This is a genomic window from Pseudobythopirellula maris (assembly GCF_007859945.1).
Taxonomy (GTDB): domain Bacteria; phylum Planctomycetota; class Planctomycetia; order Pirellulales; family Lacipirellulaceae; genus Pseudobythopirellula; species Pseudobythopirellula maris.
On sequence record NZ_SJPQ01000001.1, the window covers coordinates 2,005,920 to 2,018,614 of the forward strand.

Below are 12,695 nucleotides of genomic sequence, written 5' to 3' on the forward strand. Positions count from 1 at the left end.
TGGGCTGTCGTGCTCACCAGCATCCCAGAAAACCGCGCAAGAGCGCTGGCTCCCCCCTTGCTAGCCTTCAGAGGTTAGCCAGGGGGAGCTGAGTGAGCTCAGTCTGATGGGGGGCCAAACTACGCGGGGCTTCTAGCCCACATCGAACCGCAGCTCGCGGCCCGATTCGTCTTCGCACTGCACGCTGAGGTGCTCGGGGCTGGCGCCCTCGCTGCCGAGCACGAGGATCTCGAGCGAGCCCTCGTCCTCCAACCGCGTCAGCTCGCGCCGCTTGCGGTTGTTGAGGTACGTTGCGACGCCCTCCTCGACCCGCACGGTGATCTTCGCCACGCGGTCGACCTGGGCGGCCCGCATGAGGACACGCACCGCTTCGATCGCCATGCTCTCGGCCGACTTGACGAGGCCCGTTCCTTGGCAGGCGGGGCACTCGCGGTAGACGCTGCGCTTGAGGCTCGGCCGGATCCGCTGGCGGGTCATCTCGATGAGGCCCAACGGGCTGGTGCGCAAGATCTTGGTTCTAGCGCGGTCGCGGCCGAAGGCGTCTTTGAGGGTGCGTTCCACGTTGCGGCGGTAGCGCTCGCGTCGCATGTCGATAAAGTCGTTCACGACCACCCCGCCCAGGTCGCGCAGCCGCAGTTGGCGGGCGATCTCCTTGGCGGCGATCATGTTGAGCTTGTAGGCCGACTCCTCGGCGTCGCCCGAGGTGCGGAAGCTGCCCGAGTTAACGTCGATCGCCACGAGCGCCTCGGTCTGGTCGATCACCAGCGAGCCGCCCCCCTTCAGGGGCACCTTGCGGTCGTTGATGCGCGAGATCTCGACGTCGATCTTGTGCTTGTTGAACAGCGGCTCCTTGCCCTCGTAGAGCTGCAGCCGGTTGGTGTAGCGCGGCATCGTGATCGAGAGGAAGTCCTTGGCGCGTTCGTACGCCTTGGGTTCGTCGATGTGGATCGCGTCGATGTCGCCGGAGAAGATGTCGCGGATCGTGCGGATGACGATGTCGCTCTCCTCGTACAGGTCGCCGGGGCCCTCCTGGGTCTTGATCCGACGGACCATCAGCTTCCACAGCCGCAGCAGGTAGGCGAGGTCGCGCGACAGGTCGCGTTTCGTGCGGTCGGTGCCGGCCGTGCGGACGATGAAGCCCAAGCCCTTCGGCGGGTTGAGCTCGCGGAGGATGCCGCGCAGGCGGCGGCGGGCGTCGTCGTCCTCGATCTTACGCGACACGCCGATGCGTCCCAGCGCGGGCATCAGCACGAGGTAGCGTCCGGGGATGCTGATGTAAGTGGAGAGCGTGGGGCCCTTGGTGCCGATGCCCTCCTTGATCACCTGCACCACGACCTCGTCGCCGCGCTGGAAGAGGTCTTGGATCGGCGGTTTGACGCGTGGCCGCACGCCGGGGCGGCGTTTCTCGCGCGGCTTGGTCTTGCGGCGGGTCGCCACGGGGGCGTCGCCTCCCTCGCCCTCGTCGCCGTCGTCGCAGCCGTCGTCCTCGGCCGAATCTTCTTCGTCGTCTTCGGGGTCCGTTTCGACGCCTTGCGTGCCGTCGTTGTGAATCACGGAGTCGGGGTCGAAACCGGCCTGGCGGAAGTACTGCGGCTCGACGTCGCTGATGTGCAGGAAGCCGTTGCGGCCGACGCCGAAGTCGACGAACGCCGCCTGGATGCTCGGCTCGAGGTTGACGATCCGGCCCTTGTAGATGTTGCCTACGTAGTTGTCCTGGCTGGAGCGCTCGGTGTAGAGCTCCTCGAGCTGGCCGTTCTCAACGATCGCGATCCGGCACTCTTCCGGCTGCGCGACGTTGATGAGCATTTCGGTTTTCATCGTGATGAGTTTCTCTTGGGTTCTCGACGCCCGTGGGGCGGGCCCTCGTTTGTCGGGGCGCCGGGGGTGTCGGTGTGGGGTGTTGTTTTGCCTGTTGTTTTTTTGGGGGCCCGCCGCGATGGGGGGCCGCTGTCGATTGCTCGGGGGCCTGCGCGGGGCGCGTCAGGCGGGTTGGTCGGGCAGGAGCTTGAGGAGCTCCTCACGCAGGTAAGTCTTCACGTCGCGCGAGCTCTCCAGGTCGAGCACCCGCTTGGCGACCTTCTCGCAGTGTTCGATCGTCACGCCGCGCATCACACGCTTCACCTCGAGTGTGGCGGAGGGCGACACGCTGAAGCTCCGCAGGCCGAGGCCCAGCAGCAGCATCGTGTAGAGCGGCGAGCCGCTCATCTGGCCGCACAGGCTGATCGGCTTGCCCGCCTCGCCGGCGGCGTCGATCGACATCTGGATCAGCTTGATGACCGCCGGGTCGGCGCTCGTGTAAAGCGAGGCCACGTCCTTGTTGCTGCGGTCGACGGCCAGGGTGTACTGCACCAGGTCGTTGGTGCCGATGCTGAAGAAGTCGACCTCGTCGCAGAAGCGGTCCATCTGCAACACGGCCGCCGGCACCTCGACCATCATGCCGACCGGCAGGTCGCGGTCGAAGGGAACGCCCTCCTCCTCGAGGTCCTCCATGGCGTCGGCGAGCATCATCTTCGCGCGGCGCAGCTCGATCAGCGTGGTGATCAGCGGGAACATGATGCGGATGTTGCCCGACACGCTCGCCCGCAAGATGGCCCGCAGCTGGGTGCGGAACAGGTCGACGTGCTTGAGCGCCAGGCGGATGCTGCGGAGCCCGAGGAACGGGTTGCGCTCGTCGTCCGGCGTGGGGAGCATCGAGAGCTTGTCGGCGCCAAGGTCGAGCGTGCGCATCACCACCGGCAGCGGATTCATCGCCTCGGCCACCTCCTTGTAGGCGGCGTAGTGGACCTCTTCGGAGGGCTCGATGTTGCCCGTCAAGTAAAGGAACTCGGTGCGGTAGAGGCCGATGCCGTCGGCGCCGCGCGAGAGCACCAACTCGGTCTCGCTGGGGAACTCGATGTTGCCCAGCAACTGGATGCGAACGCCGTCGGCGGTCTCGTTGGGGAGGTCCTTGATCTCCTCGAGCCGGGCGAGCAGGTCCTTCTGCTGGTCGATCTCGTGGCGGTAGCGGGCGAGGGTCTCCTCGTCCGGCTGCAGGATCACGAGGCCCTGGTCGCCGTCGATGATGATCGTGTCGCCGCCCGAGACGTCGGTGAGGAACTGCCCGGCGCCGACCACCGCGGGGATGCCGAGCCCCTCGGCCACGATGGCCGTGTGCCCGCCGGGGCCGCCCGCCTCGGTGGCGAACCCGCGGATGAATTTGGGGTTCATCGCCGCGGTCTCGCTCGGCGTGAGGTTGCGGGCGACGACCAGCACCTCGCTCGTGACGTGGGCCAGCTCCTCGCGTTTCTCGCCCAGCAGGCGGCGGAGCAAGCGCTTCTCGATGTCGAAGATGTCGTTCGCCCGCTCGGCCATGTAGGCCCCCTCGAGCGACTGGAACACCTTCGCGTAGCGCCGCAGCACGCGGCTCACCGAGTACTCGGGCGAGTAGTGCCGCTCGCGGATCATGACCTCCAGCTCGCGGCGGAGCTTCGGGTCGTTGAGCATCTGCGAGTGGGCCGAGAAGATCGAGCCGTAGTCGTCGCCGAGCTGCTCGGCGACGCACTTGCGGCTGACCTCGATCTCGTCGGTCGTCTCGGCGATGGCGGCGGAGAGCCGCTCGATCTCGACCTCGACCGAATCGCGCGGCAAGAACCGCCGAGAGATACGGAATCCCTCGTGGTCCATGACCAGCGCTTCGCCGATCATCACCCCGGGGGAGACGGCGATACCTTGGAGTCGTTGCATCGAGCCCTCGCGGGCGTGCTCCAAGCAGTCAGATGAGTTGTCGCCATCTTAGGGGCGCGGGGCGTTACGCCCCGGGAGCGGGCGCGACGGTCGACTCGGCGCCCCACGCCCCTAGGCCAACGGCCAACGGGCTGGAGGGGGCGGCGGCCGGCGAGGGGCCCTGGCTCGGTGTCCTGGATGACGGCGGCAAGCCGGCGACCGCAGCGGGGCGCGTGTCGCGTCGTCCCGTGGGGCGGTCTTGTTGGCTTGTCGGGTGGATCATGCTGCTGCGGAGACGCATGGTTGTGTTCGGTCCCGAGCCCGCCGCGCGGCGGTTTGGCCGCACGAGGCTGGGGGGATCGTCGCGGTGAGCGTCGCTCCGGCGGCCGCACCCGCCCCCCACGGGGGCAAGGCGCCATGCGCCGGCGCTCGATCTAATCAATCGTTGTGTTCGTGTGGGCGGGCGGAGCGAAACGTCCTTGCTCGACCCCAGCTCAGCTTCTTGTCGCCTGTATTCGTCCGGAGCGGCCGCGAACATGGCCTGTCGGTCCGCTGCGGCTGCTTATCTCGGTAGCCCTTTGGTCGGGTGTGCTCTGGTCGATTGTTCTGCGGTCGTTTGGCCGCGGGTCAGTTGCCTTGTTCTTGCGTGACCTCGGGCGTGAAGTTGTTCTCCACCAGCCGCGTGAGAGCCTCGACCGCCGCCTCGGCGTCGGGGCCCTCGGCCTCGATGACGAGCTCAACCCCCTGCTGGGCGCCGAGCGTGAGCACGTCCAGGATGCTCTTGGCGTCGACCCTTCGGCCGTCGTGATCGATCGCCACCTGCGACTGGTACTGCATCGCGGTGCGCGCGACCAGCTCGGCGGGTCGGGCGTGCAGCCCCTCGGCGTGTCGGATTACGACGGATCGTGTCGCCACTTGGTTCCCTGGGCCCACGGCCACTCGTTTCGTTTCGGTAGTTGATTCGTTCGCGCGTCTGCGATCGGTCGTCGGCGTCAGGCGCTGAACTGGTTGCTGTCGGCCTCTTCGAGCAGCTGCCAGATGTCGTCGGTCGTCTTGCTCTGCTGCAGGAAGCGGCAGAACTGGTCGTCGCGCAGCTGACGCGACACGTTCTCCAGCGCCCGCAGGTGGTCGCCCGGCCGGTCGGGGGGCGAGATGAGCATGAACAACAAGTGGACCTTGTCGCCGTCGAGGCTGTCGAACTCGACGCCCGACTCGCTCACGGCCACCATGCCGCACAGCTTGTCGACGGTGGCGTGCTTGGTGTGGGGGACGGCCACGCCGCGGCCGATTCCGGTGCTGCCGAGTTCCTCACGCTTGAGGATCGCCTCGACGATGGCCTCGTACTGGCCCCCTTCGATCTCGCCCGCCTTGACGAGCGAAGTGGCCATCTCACGGATCACGCCCTTCTTGTCGGACGCCTCGAGGTCGGAGAGGATCGCCTTTTTGCAAATAAAATCTGCGAACTTCATGCCGGGTCAGCCTTGATCTCAATGTGACGTGTAAGGGAACGCCGGGCGGGGTCACGCGACGGACAACGCGTTTGCTTCCGCGTCCGTGCCGTGAGGCCGCCTGCGGCGGAGTGGTGTTTGTTTCGTTTCGGTCGCCAACTGTCTTTTCGGTCGCCAACCGGTGGCCGTCACTCGTCTTCGACGCCCACGTTCTGCTCTAGGTCTTCCGATCCGGCGTCTTCCGATCCGGCGTCGGCCACGGCGCCGAGGTCCCGCGGGCCGCGGGCGGCCGAGTCGGGGTTGCGGTGCTGATCGATCGTCTTTTCTTTGTACTTCTTGAGCTGCTGCTCCATCTTGTGAACCGCCCCCTCGATGGCCGTGAGCAGGTTCTGCGACTCTTGGTGAGACACGAAGTCGTGCTTGTGCTCGGCCGAGACCAGCAGCTCCACATTCGGCTTGTTGTGGTTCTTCAGGTCGACCACCACCTCGATCGACGTGAGCCGCTCGAAGAATCGCAGGAGCTTCTCGGATTTGGACACGAGCAGCTGCTGGCTCTCGTCGGACAGATGGCCGTGTCGAGCCGTCACTTTGATCTGCACAGGCGCTTCCCTATGTAACGTTGCGTTTATTCGGAGGAGGGTCGATCGTGTGTTCGGCCCGCTGGGCGAATCACGCCGCGGGCCCGCCCTCGGTCGGACCGACGCGGGGCCGGACCGGCCCAATAGTATACCGTTGCCCTTGCCTGCGGCGAAAGGAGCGATTCGGAGCGGGTCGAGACAACCTGCCGACGATTATTTTCGCCTTTTTTAGCCTCGGAGGCCCGCGATTCCGCCCCCGCCTGATACGGGCACTAAAAGAATATGGCGCCCCAGCCCTTGGTGAAGGGCGCCCACAGATTTCAGCGGCAGCCTTGCACCGAGTGCGGCAATCCGCCCCGCGCCGCTGTCAGAACCCGCTCGATTCGGGCCAATCGTCCTCACGCAGCCGTTTCTCGAGGCGGTCGATCGCACGCGATCGCTGGAGCGGCGTCCCCTCGGGTTCGAACATCTGCAGATTCGTCAGCTCCCGCAGGTTGTACGAGGCCAGCACGCGGTAATCGACCGCCTCGCTCTGCATCCGCTCGATGAGCACCTCCAGCGGGCCGGTGCGGCGCTGCTCGGCGGTCGTACCCACTTCCTCACCCGTGTAGCCGCGGAGCATCTCGAACAGCTCGGCGCCCGCCTCCTCGCCACGCATCGTGACAAGCGTTTGCCGCAACTTGCGGGCGCCCTCGGGGCTGAGGCTCATCGCGCTGCGCAGCGCCACGATGTTGTCGTCCCAACGGTTCTTGTGCTCTGTGTCGGCAAGCGACTCGACCAGCGGTCCGTACTCACCGAGCGCCAGTCCGCACCGCGCGGCGAGCGAGCGGAGCTCGCGGAACGCCTGGCGGACGATCATGATCGCCTCGAGCTGCGGCCAAACCGGCGCGCCGGGTTCGACCTGCTCGAGCAATTCGGGCGAGGCGAGCTTGTCGGCGCCGCGGAGCCGCTCTCCGGCAATCCAGGCCGGCTCCTCGGAGTAAGTCTCGGGCGCGCCGGCCTGGCCGTTGGCGACACGCCAGCGAGCGGCTTCTTCGGTGGTGAACTCAGTCCCGCTTGCGAGCCAATCGACTCCCCCGCGGGGTGCGTAGCACTCGGCGACCACCGGCAACGGAGCCGAAACGAAGTCGGCGCCCGCGACAAACGGCCGGTCGGCGTCGATCGCCAGCCGCGCGCCCGCCGTCATCAGCACCCGGGCCGTCGTGTCGCCCAGGTCGAGCTCGATCGTCGTGGGCCCGTCGCCCTGGTTGGTCATCACGAGCCGGCCGTGGGTCAGCCCGACGGCCGGGTTGCCCCCCTCGGTCTCGTCGAGCGAGACGAGCGTGTCGCCCTCCAACTCGAGACGCACGCCGCTGCGCAGCCGCACGGCGCCGCGGTACGTGGGGAGCCCCTGCAGCTGCTGGCCCGCCTCGAGCGTGGCGTCGTCGGCCAAGCGAATCCAATCTTCGGACTCGCCGTCGAAGACCAGCATCATCTGATCTCGACTGGCGAAGCTGCCGAGCGGCGTCGGCTCGGCTTCGGGGTCGGACTCGGCGCTGTTATCTTCGATCGGGTCCCCGTCCCCCGCACCGCTGAGGTCCCCTGTGCCGTTGGGAACCTCAGAGCCAGCGGGCGTCTCAGGCGTTTCCTCGGCGCCATTTCCTAGCGGACCCCGCCGGGACTGCAACTCGCGTGGCGATGTGGTGGCGTTCGGAAGGCTCGTCGCGCCGTTGTCGGGAAGCGCCGGGAGCGCGGGCGTGTCTTCTACGGCCACTTCCCCGGGGGGCGAGTCCGACGACGCACCGCCCTGCGGCTGATTGGCGTCGGTCGCTTCGGGCTCTTGGGCCGCCGAATCTTCGGTCGCCGGCGCCGGTTGTTGCGTCTGGGACGCGTCGGCGCCGCCGGCGGGCGCCGCGTTTGGCTGCGAGTCGGGCGCGCCCTCCGTGTCGTTTGGCTGAAGCGGATCGTCTGCCCGATCGCCGCTGGCAACGCGCAGCGGGCTCGTCGGGCTAAACACCGAATAGGCTCCCAGGGCGACGATGGCCGCCACCGCCGCCGCGCGGAGCCACGCCCCTGACCCGCCGCGGCTTTCGCGCAGGTACTCCGGCACGTCCACCAGCCGCTCGCCCGCCGCCCCCATCGTGCTGGCGGGCGTCGTTCCTCCGAGCGGCTCGGGGCTCACGGCGCCAACCGTGTGAGGGCCTTCGAAACGATGGCCCGCGCCGTCGGCGCCCTCGGCGTCGCTTGTTTCAACGCCGCCGGTCTCGCCGCCGCTCGTATCACCGCCGCTCGTATCGACCAGGTCGATCTCGTTCGGCAGGAAGTACATCCGCCGCTTCGCCTCATGGTCGACATCGGCCGGCCCGCGGAGCACCATCGTCAGGATGTGGTGGCAGGCGGCCGCCTCGGCCAGGTGCTCGTCGGAGTCGATGCAGATCTGCTCGAACTCGGCCACCTCTTCGGGCGCCAAGGTGTTGTCCAGGTACTCGGCCAGCGAGTTCGGGTCGTCGGCCAAACCGTCGCCCAACGGCAGGGGCGCTCCCAACCGGATGCGGCCCGACACGTCGCGGGTGCGGAGCACAATCTCCTTAGCGACCTGGCTCGCCTCGACCTGGCGGCCGAGGCTCTCCTGGTCGGCGCGGTCGAGAATGCCATCGATGTAGGCGAGCAGCGTGCGGAGCGTGAGACGCATCGACATGACGTACCAACAGCAGGACGAAGGTAGGGGCTAACAGGGGGGGACCAACTCGGGTGGCCATCGTAGAAAACCGCCGCGGAAAAACGCCGGCAGCTTTCCCCCTCTCCCTTGTTAGTGACCGCCGCCGCCGCGATCCGTGCAAGATTCTTGCAGAAAGATCGAAATCGGCCCCCGCCCCCCGCCGAGAAGGCTCGATCAAGCCCGCTGGGAGGGAAAGCACCCCAGCGCGAGCACCGAGCTGAGCCCCAGCAGCACCGCCACCACGCCGGGGTGCAACGCCGGACGCCAGCGTTCGGTCGGCTGGCGGGTCACCTCGCCGAGCCGCAGCCAGCCGTCGGCGGTGAGCACCCAATCGGTCGCCAGCAGCGCGCCGTCCGACACGACCCGCGCCGTGCCGGCCTTCCCCCCGCGAGCCTCGTGCGCCTCGGCGTCTTGCTGGGCGAATAGCGAAGCGGGCGCCGCTGCGGCGAAAGCCAATACCAAGATGATCCGGGCGAGGAGTTGCAAGCTGAGCGCTCCCGTGATGCGCCGCGAACGCGGCGGTTGCGAAGAGAGTTGAGGGCGAGACCGTTCCCGAGTGGGACTTGTCTCACCCCTAACGCAACGGCGGCGCCGGGCGGCGCGGCGACGCGGCAGCCATGGCCGCAATGCCCTGCAATCGCAGGGGATATCGCTCCCCGCGGGCTGCCGGCGACGAGTCGCCAAGCACCGTGCGTGTTGACGTTTCGCCACACACGCCGGCAGTGGGTGTGGCGGAAACGCCACGCTCACTGGAGCCCGGGCAGGTCTTCGCGACGCGGCCCCACAGAACCCCGAGCTGGCGCAGCCCGCAACGGCGTCAGACTCAAAATTGGGGGCCTTAGATCAAGCCCACCAAAGACTTACGGCGCGACTTTCCCCCAAGCGTTTGGCGTCCCTCGCGGCGCCGCATACGATGCCCGGCCGACAGACACCCCAGGGCGGTCGCGGGCAGCCTTTCCCAGGCCCTCTCGCCGCCCATCCATCCGCATCCTGCCGCAGGATCACCGATGAACGCCACGATCGCGCCGCAACGCTCGGCCCACCGGTCGCTCGAAGAGACCCAGCTCCGCATGGCCGTCCAAGCCGCCGAGGGCTACCTGGAGCTCGGCCTCACGGAGCACGCCCTGCGTGAACTCGAACGCCGCGAGGCGCTGACCCTCGGCGACGGGCGGGCGAGCTACCTGTGGGGCGAATGCCTCCGTCAGCTCGACCGACACGCCGAGGCGGTCGGTGTGCTGCGGCGCACGGCGATGCTGCTGCCGCAAGACACGCACGTGATGCTCGCCCTGGCCTGGTGCTACAAGCGCGTGGGGCGGCTCGACCGGGCGATCCAGTCGCTGGAGCGGGCGGTGCGGTTCGCGCCGCGCGAGGCGGTGCTGCACTTCAACCTGGCGTGCTACTGGAGCTTGTCGATGGAGCGCGACCGCTCGCTCACCGAGCTGCGCCGGGCGATCGCGCTGGACGCCAGCTTCCGTTCGCTCACCGAGGTCGAGCCCGACTTCGACCTGCTCCGCGACGACCCGGCGTTCGTGCGGCTTACCGAGTCGCCGCTTTAGGACGCGTCTGAGCGGTTGGCGCGGCGTGGCGGCGCGTTAGCAACTCCGGTCGCTTATGCGACCGGCTCGCCTCGCTCGTTGTTGCTCACTGATGATAAGTATGGCCCTATAAAACAACGGAGCCCGCCGGCGAGCCGGCGGACCCCGTTGAGGAAAGGGGGTCGGTTGCTCGCGCCCGGTGGGGGCGCGGCTGATCTCTCAGTACTTCCACTCCACGCCGGTCTGGTAACCGTAGAGCACCAGCGACTCGGTCGTGTCGAGCTGGCTGAGGTACTCGGCGTTGTAGGCGCCGCTCTTGACCTGCTCGGCGGCCATCGCCACGCCGGAGACGGCGATCAGGCGGAAGGCGCTCGTCAGGCGGCAGTTGCAGCCCACCTGGTAGCCGGCGCCGAGTCGGGCCTCGCCGACAAACGCCAGCTGGTCGTCGCTCACGTCCACCCGGACCGCCCCGCCACCGGTCTCGTACGTGGCGTTCGGCAACCATTGGTGGTAGCTGATGCGGTTGTTGTAGACACCGAAGTTGGTGTCGGCGAACAGGTTCAGCTTGCAGCCGACGACCCAGTTCATGCTCGAACCGAGTTGGAAGCCAACGAGTTGGTTCTCGGTGTCGATGATGTGCGAGAGCACCTGCGGGTCGCCAGCCGGGAAGCCAGTGTAGGCTTCGCCGCTGGCGTCGTACACGTACTGGTAGTCGTACTGCAAGTTGTTGTCGAGCTGCAGGTAACGCACGCCCGCCAGGCCGCTGATGAAGAACTGCTTCGGGCAGCACTCGGTTTCGCAGCAATCGGTGGGACACGACTGGTAGCAGCCGGTGTCGCAACCCGTGTCGCAGCCGCCGCCTACGCCGCAGCTTCCTACACCACAGCCGCTCAGACCGCCGCCGAGTCCGCCACACGGGGCCGGGCAGCCGAAGCGCCAGAAATTGAGCTCCAGGTTCTGGGCCGAGAAGCTCTCACGCACCCGCACGCCCACGGTCTGCACGTCGTCTTCCGTCAGGGGCATGCCGTAGCCGACGTAGTCGTTGTAGTCGCGGGCGCCGCCGCCATCGTCGTACTCGATGCCGCCGTAGTTGATGTAGTTGCGGATGCGGTAGTTGTTGCCGGCGCCTTCGGCCGTTGTGTCGGTCAGCGCGGCGTCGTCGGTCTCCTCGGCGATCGCCCAGTAACCGACCTCGAACGCGAACGGCTGATACACGACGCCGCCGCAAGGGTCGCACGCCGAGCCGAACGTGAAGCCGAAGCGCGTCTCGGCGCCCCACTGCATGCCGGTGTCGGCCTGGTCGCTGTAGAGGTGCGTGTCGGTCGCCTGCGGGAAGTAGTTGGCGCCCAACCCTGTGTAGTCGTCCACGGCAAAAGCGACCGGGTAACGGTCCACGTCGAGCCGTTCGAGCGTGATGCCGTACAGCCCGAAGAACCACTGACGCGAGGGGCCACAGTCGGCGCCCACGCCAAGGTCGCACGACTGATAGCCGCACGAGCCGTCGTAGCATCCCGTGTCGCAACCGTAGCCGCCCGTTGCACAATCACCCGTCGCGCAACCGCCGCCGGCGTAAGACTCCCATTGGTTTGCCGAGGCGGGTCCCTGCGTGCAGCCGGGGCCGTTGCAGTCGCCCGGCCCGCGGGCCGGCGAGTACGACGCGACCGAGGAGGCGCCGTATTGCTGCGTGGGCGCCGCCTGGACGGGCGGTGCGGCATGGTAATTCGCGGCCGGCGGCGTGTAGCCGGTCGACGGCTGGATCTCCGGGGCCTCTTCGGCGGCCGGCGGCGCCGGCAGTTCGCCGGGCGTGGGCGTTTGAGCCACTCGCACCGGCGCGGCGGCTTGCCCGTAGCCTTGAGGGGCGTAGCCTTGCGATCCGTAAGCTTGCGGAGCGTAGTTTGGTTGGCCATAGCCTTGCGGCGCGTGGCCTTGCGACGCGGGACCTTGCGACGCGGGACCCTGCGGCGCGGCGAAGCGATTCGCCTGTTGCGTGGCGCCGGGCTGCACGGCGGCAGGCTGCTGGTTCATCGGCGGCTGCGCGGCGTACGCCTGCTGCTGCGGAGCGCTGTTCGGGCGTGCGTAGCCACCCGCTTGTTGCTGATAAGCTCCTTGCGGTGCGTAGGGAACTTGCTGAGAGAGCTGGCTCTGTTGCGGGGCGTATTGGCCCTGCGGCGCGGGCTGGCTCTGCGCCGGGTATGCGCCTTGCGCTGCGTATTGGCCCTGCGAAGGATAGGCCTGCCCCTGCTGAGCGTATTGGCCCTGCGGCGGCGTGTACTGGTCTTGCGCGGGGGCGTGCTGCCCTTGCGCCGGGGCGTACTGGCCCTGCGAAGATACGTATTGGCCCTGCGAGGGGTAGGCGCCGAAGCCGTGAGCCGGCGACTGCGCCGCACAAGGACTGACACTCACACCGACCGCCGTAATCGCCACGGCTATCGCCGCGCGGCTTGTGTTCCGCCGAATCATCTGCGTCCCCTCCCTAAGTTCCCTTTCCGGATGACGCCATCGAGTTGGCGCCACGGGCGGCCCCCTTCCCTGAGGACCGCATATGTATTTTCGTCGCGGGCTGCGGTCGCGGCGCCTTGCCGCTCGGCAGCAGAGCGCGCCGCAGCGCAAACTATCCGCTTCATGCGTAGGGATCGGGTGTCGGGTCACGCACAATCGCGGGAATCGTTGCGTTCCGAACACGGTTCGCCCGCAGCCGCTAGCCGCCAGCGGAACATGCGGCGAGACCGCCCCC

General features: G+C 67.9%; 10 protein-coding genes. 1 reads left to right on the top strand and 9 read right to left on the bottom strand.

Annotated elements, in window-relative coordinates; genetic code table 11:
* Positions 1-132 precede the first annotated feature (132 nt).
* The 8 genes from Mal64_RS07425 to Mal64_RS07460 all read right to left on the bottom strand — a co-directional run bounded on the left by Mal64_RS07425 (position 133) and on the right by Mal64_RS07460 (position 8,912).
* Positions 133-1,818: an Rne/Rng family ribonuclease gene (locus tag Mal64_RS07425; protein ID WP_146398545.1), complete on the bottom strand. Its 1,686-nt coding sequence runs from the start codon at positions 1,816-1,818 to the stop codon at positions 133-135.
* Between the two features lie 162 nt (positions 1,819-1,980).
* Complete coding sequence (gene ptsP / locus Mal64_RS07430; protein ID WP_146398548.1) at positions 1,981-3,723, bottom strand: phosphoenolpyruvate--protein phosphotransferase; 1,743 nt, start codon at positions 3,721-3,723, stop codon at positions 1,981-1,983.
* Positions 3,724-3,787: 64 nt separating this feature from the next.
* The gene (locus Mal64_RS07435; protein ID WP_146398550.1) at positions 3,788-4,003 is read right to left on the bottom strand and encodes a hypothetical protein; all 216 of its coding nucleotides are present in this window, start codon (positions 4,001-4,003) and stop codon (positions 3,788-3,790) included.
* Positions 4,004-4,329: 326 nt separating this feature from the next.
* Entirely contained in the window at positions 4,330-4,617 is a 288-nt protein-coding gene (locus Mal64_RS07440; protein WP_146398552.1) for an HPr family phosphocarrier protein, read from the bottom strand.
* A gap of 77 nt (positions 4,618-4,694) precedes the next feature.
* Positions 4,695-5,171: a PTS sugar transporter subunit IIA gene (locus Mal64_RS07445; RefSeq protein ID WP_146398554.1), complete on the bottom strand. Its 477-nt coding sequence runs from the start codon at positions 5,169-5,171 to the stop codon at positions 4,695-4,697.
* Between the two features lie 167 nt (positions 5,172-5,338).
* The gene (gene hpf / locus Mal64_RS07450; protein ID WP_231993605.1) at positions 5,339-5,749 is read right to left on the bottom strand and encodes a ribosome hibernation-promoting factor, HPF/YfiA family; all 411 of its coding nucleotides are present in this window, start codon (positions 5,747-5,749) and stop codon (positions 5,339-5,341) included.
* A gap of 346 nt (positions 5,750-6,095) precedes the next feature.
* The gene (locus tag Mal64_RS07455; RefSeq protein WP_197525543.1) at positions 6,096-8,405 is read right to left on the bottom strand and encodes a hypothetical protein; all 2,310 of its coding nucleotides are present in this window, start codon (positions 8,403-8,405) and stop codon (positions 6,096-6,098) included.
* A 195-nt stretch (positions 8,406-8,600) separates the two neighbouring features.
* On the bottom strand, positions 8,601-8,912 hold the full coding sequence (locus tag Mal64_RS07460) for a hypothetical protein (RefSeq protein ID WP_146398558.1): 312 nt from the start codon (positions 8,910-8,912) through the stop codon (positions 8,601-8,603).
* A gap of 521 nt (positions 8,913-9,433) precedes the next feature.
* Between Mal64_RS07460 and Mal64_RS07465 the strand changes: the two genes are divergently transcribed.
* Entirely contained in the window at positions 9,434-9,982 is a 549-nt protein-coding gene (locus Mal64_RS07465) for a TPR end-of-group domain-containing protein (RefSeq protein WP_146398561.1), read from the top strand.
* 198 nt (positions 9,983-10,180) lie between these two features.
* Here Mal64_RS07465 and Mal64_RS07470 read toward each other — a convergent pair whose 3' ends face one another.
* Entirely contained in the window at positions 10,181-12,421 is a 2,241-nt protein-coding gene (locus tag Mal64_RS07470) for a BBP7 family outer membrane beta-barrel protein (protein ID WP_146398563.1), read from the bottom strand.
* Positions 12,422-12,695 lie beyond the last annotated feature (274 nt).

Excerpts from the sequence above, each read along its gene's own strand:
- Mal64_RS07425 (WP_146398545.1), bottom strand. The coding sequence starts at position 1,818 with ATGAAAACCGAAATGCTCATCAACGTCGCGCAGCCGGAAGAGTGCCGG.
- ptsP (WP_146398548.1), bottom strand. The coding sequence starts at position 3,723 with ATGCAACGACTCCAAGGTATCGCCGTCTCCCCCGGGGTGATGATCGGC.
- Mal64_RS07435 (WP_146398550.1), bottom strand. The coding sequence starts at position 4,003 with ATGCGTCTCCGCAGCAGCATGATCCACCCGACAAGCCAACAAGACCGC.
- Mal64_RS07445 (WP_146398554.1), bottom strand. The coding sequence starts at position 5,171 with ATGAAGTTCGCAGATTTTATTTGCAAAAAGGCGATCCTCTCCGACCTC.
- Mal64_RS07455 (WP_197525543.1), bottom strand. The coding sequence starts at position 8,405 with ATGTCGATGCGTCTCACGCTCCGCACGCTGCTCGCCTACATCGATGGC.
- Mal64_RS07465 (WP_146398561.1), top strand. The coding sequence starts at position 9,434 with ATGAACGCCACGATCGCGCCGCAACGCTCGGCCCACCGGTCGCTCGAA.
- Mal64_RS07470 (WP_146398563.1), bottom strand. The coding sequence starts at position 12,421 with ATGATTCGGCGGAACACAAGCCGCGCGGCGATAGCCGTGGCGATTACG.